The organism is Pseudomonas marginalis, assembly GCF_008692035.1.
GTDB classification, from domain to species: Bacteria; Pseudomonadota; Gammaproteobacteria; order Pseudomonadales; family Pseudomonadaceae; genus Aquipseudomonas; species Aquipseudomonas marginalis.
The window spans coordinates 2,241,121-2,259,226 of record NZ_VTFG01000001.1 but is presented as its reverse complement, the minus strand read 5'-3'; the positions used below and the strand labels follow the sequence as shown (position 1 = coordinate 2,259,226).

Here is an 18,106-nt window from a genome sequence, read left to right as displayed (position 1 = left end):
CGCGGCCGCTGACGATCACGGTGTGGTCCTGGAACAGGCCGGCTTTGAAGATCGAGTCGAAGGCCACGGCAATGCTCCTTTACGTGAGTTGATCGGCGATGTGTTGCGGCACAGCGATGGGGATTTCCAACAGCTGCTGGGCGAAGGCCTTGCCCTGGGGGTCGATGCGCAGGCTGGCGATGCCGCCGCCGCCCAGGGCGTTTTCCAGCAGGAAATTGAGGCTGTGGCTGCCGGGCAAATACCAGCGTTCAACGCGGCCGTGCACGGGGTCGAGCACATGGCCCATCCAGTCGACGAGCACCTCTGGCGTCAGCGCTTCGGCAATCCACGGCAGGTACTCGGGGGCGCGGGCGATGACCCCGATATTGCTGTGGTTGCCCTTGTCGCCGGAGCGTGCCACGGCGAGTTTCACCAACGCCACGCTGGCGTCGGCGCGGCCTTGGGGCTGGGGCGGATCCATCGGGGCGGCAGGCAGGATCGGCGCGTCGGCGATGGGCAGCGTGCAGACGTGGCGTTGGCCCTGGAAGTCGACTACCACCTCACAGGCGGCCTTATCGATCAGGAACGAGAACAAGCGGATCAGCGGGTACACCGTCGGCCGCCCGCCGACAATCCCGGTCAGCCCCGGCGCCATGCCCGTGGCCGCCTGGGCGATCTCGCGGGCGAACAGCACCAGGGCCGGCTTGCTCGGGTGGCGCACCGCCAGCTTGACCACCACCTCGCGGCAGTCGTGGCGCAGGGCGCGGGGGCCATACGTCGCTTCGCTGCCCAGCAGTTCGATATTTACGTCGGTGTAGGGCGCCCAGCCGCGCTGGCTGAACAGTTCCGAGGTCTTGTTGATGATCGCCTGGCTGACCCGCTCGGCCTTGGCCACCGCGTCTATCCCGGCGATCAGGCAACTGGCGGTGCAGCGAAAGCCTTCCGGGTACGTGGCGCTGACCTTGTACTGGTGCGTTGGCGGCAACCCCTTGGCGCCGTGCAGGCGTACGCAGTTTTTGCCTTGCTGCTGCAACTTCACCTGGCTGAAATCGCAGATCACATCGGGCAGCAGATACGCATGTGGGTCGCCGATTTCATACAGCAGCTGTTCGGCCACGCTCAGTTCGCTGATCAGGCCACCGCTGCCCTCGACTTTATTGACCGTGAACTGGCCTTCGGCGTTGACTTCGACGATGGGAAAGCCGATGTGCTCGTAGTCGGGCACGTCGCGCCAGTCGGTGAAGTTGCCGCCGGTACACTGCGCGCCGCATTCGATGATATGCCCGGCCAACGCGGCCTGGGCCAGGCGGTCGTAGTCCTGCCACGACCAACCGAATTCATGCACCAGTGCCGCGCTGACCACCGCGCTGTCGACCACCCGGCCGGTGATGACGATGTCCGCGCCCAGTTGCAGCGCCTGGGCAATGCCCGGTGCGCCGAGGTAGGCATTGGCGGAGACGCACAGGGGGGGCAGCGGCGCGCCGTTGAACATGTCGGTGATGCCGTGCAGGTGCTTGAGCCGGGGTTGCAGGTCATCGCCCAGCAGCACGGCGATTTTCAACGGCACCTGGGCTGTATCGCAGGCAGCTTGCAGGGCGGCGGCGCAGGCCTGGGGGTGGATGCCGCCGGCATTGCTGATCACGCGGATGCCCTGGCGCTGGATCTCGGCCAGCAGCGGTGTGAGCACCTCGACGAAATCCGTGGCGTAGCCGGCCTGGGGATCTTTCATCCGTGCACCGGCGAGGATCGACATCGTGACTTCCGCCAGGTAGTCGAACACCAGGTAGTCCAGCTTGCCGCCGTGCACCAACTGCGCGGCCGCGCTGCAGGTGTCACCCCAGAAGGCGCTGGCGCAGCCGATACGAACCGTCTTGCTCATGAGAAATCCTTCCTCGAATGGCTGGCAACGAGACTACCAAGCAAGCGCTTGGTTTGTAAACTCCGGTCACAAGTTTTGCCCAAGCGCTTGCTTGGGTGACTGGCACGGCCTAAATTGCCGGCCAAGACGTCAGTAGAAGTAGAGGAGAGCAGCATGGATGAGCACAAAGCCCTGCGGGTGATGCGCACCATGGTCGACGGCGGCCAATTGACCGACCCCGACAGTGCCCGGGGCAAGTTGCTGCAAACCGCGGCGCACCTGTTTCGCAACAAGGGCTTTGAACGCACCACCGTGCGCGACCTGGCCAGTGCCGTGGGCATCCAGTCCGGCAGTATCTTTCATCACTTCAAGAGCAAGGACGAGATCCTGCGCGCGGTGATGGAGGAAACCATCCACTACAACACCGCCTTGATGCGCGCCTCGCTCGAGGAGGCGAGCACCGTACGCGAACGTGTGCTGGCGCTGATTCGCTGCGAATTGCAGTCGATCATGGGTGGCAGCGGCGAGGCCATGGCGGTGCTGGTGTATGAATGGCGTTCGCTGTCGACCGACGCCCAGGCCCAGGTGCTGGCGCTGCGTGATGTGTACGAAGACATTTGGCTGCAGGTGTTGGGCGAGGCCAAGGCGGCGGGTTACATCAAGGGCGATGTGTTTATTGCGCGACGCTTCCTCACCGGAGCCTTGTCCTGGACCACCACCTGGTTTCGCGCCGAGGGCAACCTGACCCTGGAGCAATTGGCCGAAGAAGCCTTGTTGATGGTTTTGAAGGCCGATTGAGGCGCAAGCTATTAATTTTCCGGTGGAAAGTTGTCTAGCTGGACAAAAACGCCTAGCTTATCGACATCGATGTATTGAACGGTGTGTGCCTTGATGTTATCGCCATGGCGGTTGGCTGCAGGACTTACTTTATGGGCACTCGGCACCGCAGCGTGGTTGCCGGCTTCGGCTGCGCAACTGGTGCGTATCGGCGCGGCGCATTTTCCGCCCTACACCGTGCGCCCGGAGCAAGGCGCCGACACCGGTCTGTTGCCTCAATTGGTGGAGGCCCTGAACGCCTCGCAAACCGACTACCAGTTTGTGCTGGTACCCACCTCCATCCCTCGGCGTTTTCGTGATTTCGAACAAGGCCGTATCGACATGGCCATCTTCGAAAATCCCGATTGGGGCTGGCAGAAGGTTGCCCACACCAGCATCGACATGGGCCTGGAAGATGCGGAAATCTTCGTCGCCCAGCGTGAGCCCGGTCGAGGCCAGGACTATTTCGCCGACCTTGCCGGAAAACGCCTGGCCGTGTTCAGCGGCTATCACTACGCCTTTGCCAACTTCAACCCCGACCCCAAGTACTTGGCCGAGCACTTCAACGCCACCTTGACCTATTCCCATGACAGCAACCTGCTGATGGTTGCGCGCGGGCGTGCGGACATCGCCTTGGTAACCCGTTCGTACTTGAGTGACTTCATGGTGCGCAATGCGGATATGGCCGGGCAGTTCCTGGTCTCGGAGCGCATCGACCAGGTCTATCACCACTACGCGTTGCTGCGGCCCAAGGCGCCGATCACGGGCGAGGCGTTTTCGGCGTTGCTCAAGCGCTTGCGCGACAGCGGCGAGATGCTGAAGATTTTCGAGCCGTACCGCATCGATGTGATGGCGGTACCCTGAGGTCACACCCGCCGTGCAAACGTATCGCTATGGTTGCCGGACACCTTGCGGCAGTGCACCAGCGCATCGCGAATCATGAAGTTCACTAACGTCGGTGAAACCCCGAGCTCCTTGGCAATGTCCTTTTGCGGCACACCGTGCAGGCGGTACATCTCGAACGCATAGCGGGTGCGCTGGGGCAACTCAGTCAGGGCGTCGGCGATGTTTTCCAGGGTGTTGAAATTGATGTGGGAGGTTTCCGGTGAAGCGCCGTGAATGACCACATTCAAGCCTTCCTCTTCCGTCCCGGAATATTTGAGTTCCAGGGCCTGCTTGCGGTAGTGATCGATCGCCAGGTTGCGCACGATCTGGAACAGATAACTCAGTTGGGCCTTGAACGATGACGTGATCGTCGGCGCCGATTGCAGGCGGAAGTAGGCGTCCTGCACTACATCTTCGGCACGGGAGCGGCACCCGGTAATACGTGCCGCAATCTTCACCAGAATCAGTCGATTGTCGACAAATGCCTGGAGAAGCGGTGAGTCGCACCTGCCTGTGGATACTTGTTCCGTCATGGAAATCACCTTGTCGCAAAAGAGGTTAGGGGAGGGCGTCCTTGCTGAGGCCTCCTACACATCGGGCAACAAATTATTCTGAATGATAATGATTGTCAAATGAGAAGACGAACTAATCTTATGCTTTCTTGTTAGGTGTGAACCACGTCTCGCAGGTACCCGGCGACTAATTATTTGCCGGTGCCGTCCGTTCTTCTGGGTGACAGGGCCGTTAGTCAAGCGGCCAAGGATCAGCACCCGCAGGAGGACGACATGGGTTTTTATCGTGCACACAGCGTGTTTCAGTTTGGAGTCGCCGCGGGATGACTACGCCGACTCGACTGCGCCTGTTCTGCCTGCCCTATTCGGGCGCCAGCGCCATGGTTTACGCGCGTTGGCGCCGCACGTTGCCGGAGTGGCTGCAGGTGTGCCCGCTGGAATTGCCTGGGCGGGGCATGCGCATGGACGAGCCCCTGCAGCGCGATATCAAGGCCTTGGCGGCGCAGCTCGCGGAGGAAATCAGTCGCGACTTGAGCGGCCCTTATGCGTTGTTCGGCCATAGCCTCGGCGGCCTGCTGGCCTTTGAATTGGCCCACGCGTTAAACGCACGGAATGTCCCTGCGCCGCTGGCGCTGTTCGCCTCCGGCACGGCCGGCCCGGCCCGCCGCGATGTCAGCGAATACGCCATCGAAAAGACCGACGCGCAACTGATCGCCCGCCTGCGCGAACTGCAAGGCACTGCCGAAGAAGCCCTGGCCAATCCCGAGCTGATGCAGTTGATGCTGCCGATCCTGCGCGCCGACTTCCTGCTGTGCGGCAGCTTCACCTACGGCGAGCGCAAGCCGCTGGACCTGCCGATCCATGTGTTCGGCGGCAAGCAGGACAGCGTGCGCGCCGACCAGTTGCTCGACTGGCAGCTCGATGCCGCCAGCGGTTTTTCCCTGGACATGTTCGACGGCCACCACTTCTTCCTTATCCAGCACGAAAGCGCCGTATTGCGCTGCGTGCGGCGCTATGCCGACGAACACCTGGCCCGCTGGCGCAATGGCGCGGCGCGGCAACTGGCCGCCGGCTGATCGCTCTCCCATTCCCGAATTTCCCGCAAGCCGATTTCAGGCAGGAACCCCATGATGGACGCCTTCGAACTTCCCCGCACCCTGGTCGAGTCCCTTCAACGTCGCGCCGCCCAGGCCCCGGACCAGGTCGCCCTGCGCTTCCTCGCCGAGTCGGCCGAGCACAACGTGGTACTCAGTTACCGTGACCTGGACCAACGCGCCCGCACCATCGCCGCCGCCCTCCAGGCCAATGCGGCACAGGGCGACCGTGCGGTGCTGCTGTTCCCCAGTGGCCCGGACTACGTCGCGGCGTTCTTCGGCTGCCTGTACGCCGGGGTGATCGCGGTGCCGGCCTACCCGCCGGAGTCCACCCGCCGTCATCACCAGGAGCGCTTGCTGTCGATTATCGGTGACGCCGAACCGCGCCTGTTGCTGACCATCGCCAGCCTGGCCGAGGGCCTCGCGCAGATCGAAAACGCGCCGCCGGTGCTGAGTGTCGACACCCTCGACGCACAGATCGCCAGCGCCTGGAATGCCCCCGACCTGCATCCCGACGACATCGCCTTCCTGCAATACACCTCCGGCTCCACCGCGTTGCCCAAGGGCGTGCAAGTCAGCCACGGCAACCTGGTGGCCAACGAAGTGCTGATCCGGCGCGGCTTTGGCATCGACCTGAACCCTGACGACGTGATCGTCAGCTGGCTGCCGCTGTACCACGACATGGGCCTGATCGGCGGCCTGCTGCAACCGATTTTCAGCGGCGTGCCGTGCGTGTTGATGTCGCCGGCCTATTTCCTCGGCCGGCCATTGCGCTGGCTTGAAGCGATCAGCGAATACCGCGGCACCATCAGCGGCGGGCCGGATTTCGCCTACCGCCTGTGCAGCGAGCGGGTCAGTGAGTCGGCCCTGGAACGCCTGGACTTGAGCAACTGGCGCGTGGCCTATTCCGGCTCCGAACCGATCCGCCTCGACACCCTCGAGCGCTTCGCCGAGAAGTTCGCCGCCTGCGGGTTTACCTCGGATAGTTTCTTCGCCTCCTACGGCCTGGCCGAAGCCACCCTGTTTGTCGCCGGCGGCCGGCGTGGCCATGGCATCCCGGCGCTGCGCATTGACGAGCAGGCCCTGGCCGCCAACCGCGCCGAGCCGGGGCAGGGCAGTGCGATCATGAGTTGCGGCACCTCCCAGCCGGAGCACGCGGTGCTGATCGCCGACCCGCACACACTGAGCGAGCTCGCCGACAACTGCGTCGGCGAACTCTGGGCCAGCGGCCCGAGCATCGCCCACGGCTACTGGCGCAACCCGAAAGCCAGTGCCAAGACCTTCGTGCAGCATGCCGGCCGCACCTGGCTGCGCACCGGTGACCTGGGCTTTATCCGCGAGGGCGAGGTGTACATCACCGGTCGCCTGAAAGACCTGCTGATCGTGCGCGGCCATAACCTCTACCCCCAGGACATCGAGCAGACCATCGAGCGCGAAGTGGAAGTGGTGCGCAAGGGCCGGGTCGCGGCGTTTGCGGTGAATGACAACGGCCTGGAAGGCATCGGCATCGCCGCGGAAATCAGCCGCAGCGTGCAGAAGATCCTACCGCCTGAAGCGTTGATCAAAGCCATCCGCCAGGCGGTGGCCGAGGCCTATCAAGAGGCGCCGTGCGTGGTGGTATTGCTCAATCCCGGCGGCTTGCCCAAGACCTCCAGCGGCAAGGTGCAGCGTGCGGCGTGCGCGCTTCGGCAGGCCGACGGCAGCCTCGACTGCTACGCGCAGTTCCCCGATCTGCATGCCCAGGCGAGCACTGTTGCACTGGAATCCGAATTGCAAAGCCGGATCGCCGCTATCTGGCGCGAGCAGTTGCAGGTCGCCACGGTGGCGGCCGACGACCACTTCTTCCTGCTCGGCGGCAACTCCATCACCGCCACCCAGGTGGTGGCGCGCCTGCGGGAAACCCTCGGCCTGGAGCTGAACCTGCGCCTGCTGTTCGAGGCGCCGACGTTGTCCGGGTTCGCCGCCGGCGTGGCGCAACTGCAACAGGACGGCGGCATTGCCCAAGGTGCGATCCGCCCGTTGTCGCGCCAGGACGAACTGCCCCAATCCCTGGCCCAGAACCGCCTGTGGATCACCTGGCAACTGGACCCGCAGAGCAGCGCCTACACCATCCCTGGCGCCTTGCGTTTGCGTGGCGAGCTGGATGAAGACGCGCTGCGCTCGAGCTTCCAGTACCTGATCCAGCGCCACGAAGCCCTGCGCACCCGCTTCTATGAGCGCGATGGCCAGGGCTTCCAGCGTGTGGAGGCCAACAGTGATTTCGACCTGCAGGTTATCGATCTCAGCGACTTGCCCGTCGCCGAGCGTGAGGCCCGCGCGCAACAGATCCGTGAGGACGAAGCCCGCACCCTGTTCGACCTGGAACAAGGCCCGCTGCTGTGGGTGACCCTGGTGCGCCTGGACGAGGACGATCACCAGTTGCTGGTGACCCTGCATCACATCATCGCCGATGGCTGGTCGTTGAATATCCTCATCGACGAGTTCTCGCGCCTGTACGCCGCCGCAAGCCAGGGCCAGGCCCTGGCGTTGCCGCCACTGGCCTTGCAGTACGCCGACTACGGCAGCTGGCAGCGCCAATGGCTGGCCGACGGTGAAGGCCAGCGCCAACTGGCGTACTGGAAAGCGCAGTTGGGCGACGAGCACCCGACCCTGAGCCTGGCCACCGACCACCCGCGTGCGGCCCGGCAACGCCACAGTGCGTCGCGCCATAGTGTGCGCCTGAGTGTCAGCCTCAGCGAAGCGATTCGCCAGACCGCCCAGGCCCACGAGTCCACGCCGTTCATGCTGTTGCTGGCGGCGTTCCAGACCCTGCTCTACCGCTACAGCGGCCAGCGCGATATCCGCATCGGCGTGCCCAACGCCAACCGCCCGCGCCAGGAAACCCAAGGCCTGATCGGCTTCTTTATCAACACCCTGGTGCTGCGTGCCGAGCTGGACGGGCGCCTGCCTTTCAATGAGCTGCTGGCCGCCACCCGCCACACTGCGTTGGGCGCCCAGGCCCATCAGGACCTGCCGTTCGAGCAACTGTTGGAAGCCTTCCCGCAAGCCCGCGAACAGGGCCTGTTCCAGGTCATGTTCAACCACCAGCAGCGCGACCTCAGCGCCTTGCGCCGCCTGCCGGGGATGCTCGCCGATGAGCTGCCCTGGCACAGCCGCGAAGCCAAGTTCGACCTGCAGCTGCACAGCGAAGAAGACCGCAACGGGCGCCTGAGCCTGTCCTTCGACTACGCCGACGAACTGTTCGACAGCGCGACCATCCAGCGCCTGGCCGCGCACTTCATCCACCTGCTGCAGGCCGTGTGCGAACAGCCGCAACAGGCCATCGGTGACCTCCAGCTGATGCCGCAGGACGAACAGCAAGCGTGGAGCCAGGCGCCGTGCGCACCGGCTCAACAATGGTTGCCCGAACTGCTCAATCAACACACCTCGGACAACACCGCGCTGGTCTGGCAGGACGGCAGCCTGACCTTCGCCCAACTGCACACCCAGGCCAACCGCCTGGCCCATTACCTGCGCGACAAAGGCGTCGGCCCGGACGTGTGCGTAGCCATCGCCGCCGAACGTTCGCCGCAGTTGCTGGTGGGCCTGCTGGCGATCATCAAGGCCGGTGGCGCCTATGTGCCGCTGGACCCGGATTACCCCGCCGAGCGCCTGGCCTACATGCTCAAGGACAGCGGCGTGCACCTGCTGTTGACCCAGACCGCATTGCTGGACCGTGTGCCGAGTGCCGAAGGCGTGTGCGTGATTGCCATGGACAGCCTGCACCTCGACAGCTGGCCGACCCAGCCGCCCGGCCTGCACCTCGATGGCGACAACCTCGCCTATGTGATCTACACCTCCGGCTCCACCGGCCAGCCCAAGGGCGTGGGCAATACCCATGCGGCCCTGGCCGAGCGCTTGCAGTGGATGCAGGCCACCTATCAACTCAATGACAGCGACGTGCTGATGCAAAAGGCGCCGATCAGTTTCGACGTGTCGGTGTGGGAATGCTTCTGGCCGCTGATCACCGGCTGCCGCCTGGTGCTGGCCGGTCCTGGCGAGCACCGCGATCCGCACCGCATCGCGCAGTTGGTGCAGGCGTATGGCGTGACCACGCTGCACTTCGTCCCGCCGCTGTTGCAGCTGTTTATCGACGAACCGCTGGTGCCCGAGTGCACCAGCCTGCGTCGCCTGTTCTCCGGTGGCGAAGCCTTGCCCGCCGAGTTGCGCAATCGCGTATTGGCGCAGTTGCCGGCGGTGCAATTGCACAACCGTTATGGCCCGACCGAGACGGCGATCAACGTCACCCACTGGCATTGCACTGCTGACGATGGCGAGCGTTCGCCGATTGGCCGACCACTGGGCAATGTGATCTGCCGCGTGCTGGACGAGCAGCTCAACCCGTTGCCGGCCGGTGTGCCGGGTGAACTGTGCATCGGCGGTATCGGCCTGGCCCGTGGTTACCTTGGGCGTGCCGGCTTGACCGCCGAGCGCTTTGTCGCCGACCCGCTGGGCGAGGCGGGCGCGCGCCTGTATCGCAGCGGTGACCGTGCACGCTGGAGTGCGGATGGCGTGCTCGAATACCTCGGCCGTCTCGACCAGCAGGTCAAGCTGCGCGGTTTCCGGGTGGAACCGGAAGAAATCGAAGCGCGCCTGCTGGCCCTGGACGGTGTCGCCCAGGCCGTGGTGCTGGTGCGCGATGCGCAGTTGATCGGTTACTACACCGCCCATGCCGCCTTGGACGAACAGGACGTCAAAGCCGCCCTGGCCGCCGAGCTGCCGGAGTACATGGTGCCCGCGCAACTGATGCGCCTGGACGCGATGCCCCTGAGCCCCAGCGGCAAGCTCGACCGTCGCGCATTGCCGGCGCCGGTGTGGCAAACCCGCGAACACATCGAGCCCGAAACACCCTTGCAGCAGCAGATTGCAGCGATCTGGCGCGAAGTGCTCGGCTTGGCAGCAATCGGCCTGCGCGATGACTTTTTCGCCCTCGGCGGCCACTCGCTGCTGGCCACGCAAATCATCTCCCGCACCCGCCAGGCGTGCGACGTCGAGTTGCCGTTGCGCACCTTGTTCGAGGCCAGCGAGCTGGGGGCGTTTGCCGAGCAAGTCGGCCTGATCCAGGCCAGCGGCCAACGCAACCAGCAAACCGCAATCGCCACCGTCGACCGCAGCCTGCCGGTGCCGTTGTCGTATTCCCAGCAGCGCATGTGGTTCCTCTGGCAGATGGAACCGGACAGCCCGGCCTACAACGTCGGCGGCATGGCACGCCTGCGTGGCGTGCTGGATGTGGGGCGTTTCGAGGCGGCGTTGCAGGCCTTGGTCATGCGCCACGAAACCCTGCGCACTACATTCCCGAGTGTCGACGGCGTGGCCTATCAAAAGGTGTCGGCGCAGACCGGCCTGCGCATGGACTGGCAGGATATGTCGGCGTTGAACGAAGGCGAGCGCGAGCAGCGTTTGCAGCGACTGGCCGACCACGAGGCGCACACCCCGTTCAACCTGGAAACCGGGCCGCTGCTGCGTGCGTGCCTGGTCAAGGCCGGTGAGCGGGAGCACTACCTGGTGCTGACCCTGCACCATATCGTCACCGAAGGCTGGGCCATGGATATTTTTGCCCGTGAACTCAGCGCGCTGTACGAAGCCTTTATCGATGAGCGCCTGTCGCCGCTGGCACCGTTGCCGGTGCAGTACCTGGACTACAGCGTGTGGCAACGCCAGTGGCTGGAGTCCGGCGAACGCCAACGCCAATTGGACTACTGGACCGCGCAACTGGGCAACGAACACCCACTGCTCGAATTGCCCGGCGACCGCCCACGGCCACCGGTGCAAAGTCACCGGGGCGAGCTGTACCGCTTCGACCTCAGCGACGATCTGGCCGCCCGTGTGCGTGCCTTCAACGCCGAACGTGGCCTGACCCTGTTCATGACCATGACCGCCACCCTGGCCGTGTTGCTCTATCGCTACAGCGGCCAGACCGACCTGCGTATCGGCGCGCCGGTGGCCAACCGCATTCGCCCGGAAAGCGAAGGGCTGATCGGCGCGTTCCTCAACACCCAGGTACTGCGTTGCCAGCTCACGGGGCAGATGAGTGTCGCCGAGCTGTTCGAGCAGGTCCGTCACACCGTGATCGAAGGCCAGTCCCATCAGGACCTGCCGTTCGACCACCTGGTGGAAGCCCTGCAACCGCCGCGCAGCGCGGCGTACAACCCGTTGTTCCAGGTGATGTGCAACGTGCAGCGCTGGGAATTCCAGCAGAGCCGCCAACTGGCCGGCATGACCGTCGAATACCTGGCCAACGATGCCCGCGCGACCAAGTTCGACCTCAACCTGGAAGTCACCGACCTCGACCACCGCCTGGGTTGCTGCCTGACCTACAGCACCGATTTGTTCGATGAACCGCGCATCGCGCGCATGGCCGAGCATTGGCGCAACCTGCTCGAAGCGTTGATCGCCAACCCGCAACAACGCCTCAGCGAATTGCCATTGCTGAGCGCCACCGAGCAACGCGCGTTGCAGGACAGCCTGGGCGTGGAGGCGGGCGAGCATCGCCTCGACCAGTGCCTCCAGCAACTGTTCAGCCAGCAGGCGCTCAAGCGTGGCGATGCCCCGGCGCTGACCTTTGCCGGTGTGACCCTCACCTACGCTGAACTCGACGCCCGCGCCAACCGCCTGGCCTGGATGCTGCGCGAGCGCGGCGTCGGCCCGCAGGTGCGGGTCGGCCTGGCGCTGCCGCGCTCGCTGGAAATGGTCATCGGCCTGCTGGCGATCCTCAAGGCCGGTGGCGCCTATGTGCCGCTGGACCCGGAATACCCGCTGGACCGCCTGCACTACATGATCGAAGACAGCGGCATCGGCCTGCTGCTCAGCGATGCGGCGATGTTCGACGCCCTCGGCGAATTGCCGGCGAGCGTGGCCTGCTGGTGCCTGGAAGATGACTTGCCGGTGCTGGCCAATTACCCGGCCGGCGAGCTGCCGTTTATCAGTTTGCCGCAACATCAGGCCTACCTGATCTACACCTCCGGTTCCACCGGTAAACCCAAGGGCGTGGTGGTGTCCCACGGTGAAATCGCCATGCATTGCCAGGCCGTGATCGAGCGCTTCGGCATGCGCCCGGACGATTGCGAGCTGCATTTCTATTCGATCAACTTCGACGCCGCCACCGAGCGTCTGCTGGTGCCGCTGCTCAGCGGTGCCCAGGTGGTCCTGCGCGCCCAGGGCCAGTGGGATGCCGAGGAAATCTGCGGGCTGATCCGTACCCATCGCATCAACATCCTCGGTTTTACCCCGAGCTACGGCAGCCAGTTGGCGCAGTGGCTGGCAACCCAGCACCAGACCTTGCCGGTGCGCATGTGCATCACCGGCGGCGAAGCGCTGACCGGCGAACACCTGCAGCGTATCCGTGCGGCGTTCCAGCCCGAGGTGTTTTTCAATGCCTATGGGCCCACCGAAACCGTGGTGATGCCCCTGGCCAGCCTGGCGCCGCAGCAGTTGGAAGAGGGCGCCGCCAGCGTGCCGATCGGTAGCATCATCGGCGACCGCGTGGCTTATATTCTCGACGCCGACCTGGCGTTGGTACCGCAAGGCGCGACCGGCGAGTTGTATGTGGGCGGCGCCGGTCTGGCCCAGGGTTACCACGAACGTCCGGGGATGACGGCCGAACGGTTTGTCGCCGACCCGTTTGCCCGCCAGGGCGGTCGCCTGTATCGCACCGGCGACCTGGTGCGCCAGCGTGCCGATGGCCTGGTGGAATACCTGGGGCGTATCGACCACCAGGTGAAGATTCGCGGTTTCCGGATCGAACTGGGCGAGATCGAAACCCGCCTGCTGGAACACGCAGCCGTGCGCGAAGCGGTGGTGCTGGCGCTGGATTCGCCGAGTGGCAGGCAACTGGTGGCGTACCTGGTCAGCGACGCCGACCACGGCACCTTGCGTGAGGCGCTCAAGGCTCATCTCAAGGCGCAACTGCCGGACTACATGGTGCCCGCGCACCTGATCGTACTCGACAGCATGCCGCTGACCGCCAACGGCAAGCTCGACCGCCGCGCCCTGCCGCAACCCGATCCCGAGGCCAATCGGCAACAGTACGTGGCGCCGCGCAACGAGCTGGAAAGCACCTTGGCGGCGATCTGGTGCGCGGTGTTGAACGTGCAGCAGGTCGGTCTCGACGATAACTTCTTTGAACTGGGCGGCGATTCGATCCTGTCGATCCAGGTGGTCAGCCGCGCGCGGCAGGCGGGGATTCACTTCAGCCCCCGCGACCTGTTCCAGCACCAGACCGTGCAAACACTGGCCGGGGTGGCCACGCGCTCCGAGCAGGTCAGCGCCGAGCAAGGCGTGCTCACCGGCGCTTCAGGCCTTACACCGATCCAGCACTGGTTCTTCGACACCGATATTCCCGCGCGCCAGCACTGGAATCAGGCGTTGGTGCTCAAGCCGCTGCAACTGCTCGAGCCTCATCGACTGGAGCAAGCGTTGCTGGCGGTACTCGAGCACCACGACGCCCTGCGCCTGAGTTTCACCCGGCGCGATGCGCAATGGCATGCCGAACACTTGGCCGTGCCGAAAGGCGGCGTGCTGATGCAGGCGCAAGTGCGCGACATGCAACAGTGCACCGCGCTGTTCACCGACACCCAGCGCAGCCTCGACCTGGAGCACGGCCCGCTGGTGCGCGCCTTGCTGGTGGATGGCCCTCAAGGCCAGCAACGCTTGCTGATCGCGATCCATCACCTGGTGGTGGACGGTGTGTCGTGGCGCGTGTTGCTCGAAGACCTGCAAAACGTTTACCGCCAGCTCAGCGATGGCCAGTCCGTCAGCCTGCCGGCCAAGACCAGTGCCCTGCGCGATTGGGCCGCGCGCTTGCAGGCGTATGCCGGCAGCGAATCCCTGCGTGAAGAGCTGAGCCTGTGGCAGGACCGGTTGGCCGGCCCTGACGCGGCATTGCCTGTGGCCCACCCGCACGGTTCGCGGCGCAACCGCGATGCCGACACCGTCAGCGTGCGCCTGGATGCCGAACACACGCGCCAGTTGCTGCAACAGGCGCCGAGCGCCTACCGCACCCAGGTCAACGACCTGCTGCTGACCGCCCTGGCCCGTGTGCTGTGCCGCTGGAGCGGGCACGGGGCGGCGCTGATCCAGCTCGAAGGCCATGGCCGCGAAAGCCTGTTCGACGACATCGACCTGACCCGCAGCGTCGGCTGGTTCACCAGCGCTTATCCACTGCGCCTGACCCCGCAAACCGGGCAGGGCGACTCGATCAAGGCGATCAAGGAACAGCTGCGTGCGGTGCCCCATAAAGGGTTGGGCTATGGCGTGCTGCGTTACCTCGCCGATGACCTGTGCAAACAGAGCATGGCCGCCTTGCCGAGTGCGCAGATCACCTTTAACTACCTTGGCCAGTTCGATCAAAGCTTCGGCGCCGATGCACTGTTCCACCCATTGGACGAATCGGCGGGCCTGGCCCATGACCCGGATGCGCCGCTGCCCAACGAACTGAGCGTGGACAGCCAGGTGTACGGCGGCGAACTGGTGCTGCGCTGGACCTTCAGCCGCGAACGCCACGACCCACAGGTCATCCAGGACCTGGCGCAGGCCTACCTGGCCGAACTGCAAGCGTTGGTCGCCCATTGCCTGGAGGACAACGCCGGCGGCCTCACGCCGTCCGACTTCCCCCTGGCGCACTTGAGCCAGTCGCAGCTCGACAGCTTGCCGGTACCGGCCGGCGCCATCGAAGACGTGTATCCGCTGACCCCGATGCAAGAAGGCCTGCTGCTGCACACCCTGCTCGAGCCGGGCACCGGCCTTTATTACATGCAGGACCGCTACCGCATCAACAGCGCTCTGGACCCCGAGCGTTTCGCCCAGGCCTGGCAAGCGGTGATCGCCCGCCACGAAGCCTTGCGCGCCTCGTTCTGCTGGAACGTCGGCGAAGACATGCTGCAAGTGATCCACAAGCCGGGCAGCACGCCGATCGAGTACCTGGATTGGAGTGCCGACCAGGAAAGTGAACAGGAACCGCGCCTGCAAGCGCTGCTCAAGGCCGAGCGCGAAGCCGGTTTCGATCTGCTCAACCAGGCACCGTTCCACCTGCGCCTGATCCGCGTCGGTGAAGCGCGCTACTGGTTCATGATGAGCAACCACCACATCCTGATCGATGCCTGGTGCCGCTCGCTGTTGATGAATGACTTCTTCGATATCTACATGGCCCTCGGCGAAGGTCGTGAAGCGCAGCTGGCCACGCCGCCGCGCTACCGCGACTACATCGCCTGGCTGCAACGCCAGAACCTGGCCGAAGCACGCCAGTGGTGGCAGCAGAACCTGCAAGGGTTCGAGCGCACCACGCCGATCCCGAGCGACCGGCCGTTCCTGCGCGAACATGCCGGCCACAGTGGCGGCATGGTGGTGGGTGACTGCTACACCCGCCTCGACCCCCGTGACGGTGCGCAACTGCGCGAACTGGCCCAGGCCCATCAACTCACCGTCAATACCTTCGCCCAGGCGGCCTGGGCCTTGGTGCTGCGACGCTTGAGCGGCGAGCGTGACGTGCTGTTCGGCGTCACCGTGGCCGGGCGCCCGGTAGAAATGCCCGAGATGCAACGCACCGTCGGCCTGTTTATCAACAGCATTGCGCTGCGGGTGAAGCTGCCCGAGGACGACCAGCGTTGCAGCGTACGCCAGTGGTTGAACGCGTTGCTCGACAGCAATATGCAACTGCGCGAGTACGAATACCTGCCGCTGGTGACGATCCAGGAACACAGCGAACTGCCCAAGGGCCAGCCGCTGTTCGACAGCCTGTTCGTGTTCGAAAACGCCCCGGTGGAAGTCTCGGTGCTGGACCGCGCCCACAGCCTGAATGCCACCTCGGACTCCGGCCGCACCCACACCAATTTCCCGCTGACCGCCGTGTGCTACCCGGGGGATGACCTCGGCCTGCACCTGTCCTACGACCAGCGTTACTTCGACGAAACCACCGTGCAAGGCATGCTCGGCGAGTTCAAGCGCCTGCTGCTGGCGCTGGTGCAGGGCTTCCATGGCGACATGGCCGACCTGCCACTGATGGGCGAACAGGAGCGCGCGTTCCTGTTGGACGGCTGCAACCAGAGCGAACACGCCTACCCGCTGGAACGCAGCTATATCGAGCTGTTCGAAGCCCAGGTGAGCGCGCATCCGCAGCGCATCGCCGCCCGTTGCCTGGACCGGCAATGGACCTATGACGAGCTGAACCGGCGCAGTAACGGCCTGGGTCATGCACTGATTGCGGCGGGCGTCGGCCTGGACCAACCCGTGGCGTTGCTGGCCGAGCGTAACCTCGACCTGCTGGGCATGATCATCGGCAGCTTCAAGGCCGGTGCCGGTTACCTGCCGTTGGACCCGGGCCTGCCGAGCCAGCGCCTGAGCCGCATCATCGACCTGAGTCGCACACCGTTGCTGGTCTGCACCGAAGCGTGCCGCGAGCAGGCCATCGAGCTGCTGGACGGCGTCGACTGCCAGTTGCTGGTGTGGGAGGACGTGCCTGCCCGTGGGGAAAATCCTGGCATCTACAGCGGCCCGGATAACCTTGCCTATGTGATCTACACCTCGGGCTCCACCGGCTTGCCCAAAGGTGTGATGGTCGAACAGCGCGGCATGCTCAATAACCAATTGAGCAAGGTGCCGTATATGGACCTGACGCCAGCGGATGTGATCGCCCAGACCGCCTCGCAAAGCTTCGATATTTCCGTATGGCAATTCCTCGCCGCGCCGCTGTTCGGTGCACGGGTGGATATCGTGCCGAACAGCATCGCCCACGATCCGCAGGGCTTGCTGGCCCATGTGCAGGCACACGGCATCACCGTGTTGGAAAGCGTGCCGTCGCTGATCCAGGGCATGCTGGCCCAGGATCGCATCAGCCTGGACGGTTTGCGCTGGATGCTGCCGACCGGTGAAGCGATGCCGCCGGAGCTGGCGCACCAGTGGTTGTTGCGTTACCCGGAGATCGGCCTGGTCAACGCCTACGGCCCGGCGGAATGTTCGGACGATGTGGCGTTCTTCCGCGTCGACCTGGCGTCCACCCGTGGCACTTACCTGCCGATTGGTACGCCGACGGACAATAACCGTTTGTACGTGGTGGATGGTGCGCTGGAATTGGTGCCCCAAGGGGCGGTCGGTGAGCTGTGCGTGGCCGGCACCGGGGTGGGCCGCGGGTATGTCAGCGATCCGCTGCGCACCGCCCAGGTGTTTGTGCCCAACCCGTTCGGTGCACCGGGCGAGCGCCTGTACCGCACCGGCGACCTGGCACGGCGGCGCAGCGATGGCGTGCTGGAGTACGTCGGGCGTATCGACCATCAGGTGAAGATTCGCGGTTACCGCATCGAGCTGGGTGAAATCGAAGCGCGCCTGCACGAACAACCGCTAGTGCGCGACGCGGCAGTGGGCGTGCAGGAAGGCGTCAACGGCAAGCATCTGGTGGGTTACCTGGTGGCCGCCGATGAGAGGCTGAATCCGGGCGAACGCCTGGACCGCATCAAGCAACGCCTGCGCGCCGAACTGCCGGAGTATATGGTGCCGCTGCACTGGCTATGGCTCGAGCGCCTGCCGCTCAACGCCAACGGCAAACTCGACCGCAAGGCCCTGCCGGAACTGGAGATCGGCCAGTTGCACAGCCAGGACTACCTGGCGCCACGCAACGAACTGGAAAACACCTTGGCCGCGATCTGGGCCGAGGTGCTGAAAGTCGACAGGGTCGGCGTGCAGGACAACTTCTTCGAACTGGGCGGCCACTCGTTGCTGGCCACGCAGATTGCCTCGCGCGTGCAGAAGACCCTGCAGCGGGATGTGCCGCTGCGGGCGATGTTCGAATGCAGCACGGTGGCGGAGTTGGCCGCGTACATCGAGGGGCTGGCGGCCAATGAGATCAGTGCGGAGAAGGTGGATCGGTTGAGTGATTTGATGGCGGAGTTGGAGGGGCTCTGATCTTCGCTGTCTGTCAGGACGCCATCGGGGCT

General features: G+C 64.7%; 6 protein-coding genes. 4 read left to right on the top strand and 2 right to left on the bottom strand.

What is annotated here, in order from left to right:
* Positions 1-79 precede the first annotated feature (79 nt).
* Positions 80-1,858 (bottom strand): acyclic terpene utilization AtuA family protein, encoded by a 1,779-nt coding sequence (locus tag FX984_RS10475; protein ID WP_146476710.1) that lies wholly within the window; start codon positions 1,856-1,858, stop codon positions 80-82.
* A 153-nt stretch (positions 1,859-2,011) separates the two neighbouring features.
* Here FX984_RS10475 and FX984_RS10470 point away from each other — a divergent pair, with 153 nt between their 5' ends.
* Both FX984_RS10470 and FX984_RS10465 read left to right on the top strand, forming a co-directional pair.
* Complete coding sequence (locus FX984_RS10470; RefSeq protein ID WP_027603893.1) at positions 2,012-2,635, top strand: TetR/AcrR family transcriptional regulator; 624 nt, start codon at positions 2,012-2,014, stop codon at positions 2,633-2,635.
* Between the two features lie 93 nt (positions 2,636-2,728).
* Positions 2,729-3,517: a substrate-binding periplasmic protein gene (locus tag FX984_RS10465; RefSeq protein ID WP_051429302.1), complete on the top strand. Its 789-nt coding sequence runs from the start codon at positions 2,729-2,731 to the stop codon at positions 3,515-3,517.
* 2 nt (positions 3,518-3,519) lie between these two features.
* On the opposite strand, the gene FX984_RS10460 is transcribed toward FX984_RS10465, so the two are convergent.
* Positions 3,520-4,071, bottom strand: coding sequence for an RNA polymerase factor sigma-70 (locus FX984_RS10460; protein WP_027603895.1), 552 nt, complete (start codon positions 4,069-4,071; stop codon positions 3,520-3,522).
* 302 nt (positions 4,072-4,373) lie between these two features.
* Here FX984_RS10460 and FX984_RS10455 point away from each other — a divergent pair, with 302 nt between their 5' ends.
* The gene (locus FX984_RS10455; RefSeq protein ID WP_027603896.1) at positions 4,374-5,126 is read left to right on the top strand and encodes a thioesterase II family protein; all 753 of its coding nucleotides are present in this window, start codon (positions 4,374-4,376) and stop codon (positions 5,124-5,126) included.
* A gap of 51 nt (positions 5,127-5,177) precedes the next feature.
* Positions 5,178-18,074 (top strand): non-ribosomal peptide synthetase, encoded by a 12,897-nt coding sequence (locus FX984_RS10450; RefSeq protein ID WP_146476709.1) that lies wholly within the window; start codon positions 5,178-5,180, stop codon positions 18,072-18,074.
* Positions 18,075-18,106 lie beyond the last annotated feature (32 nt).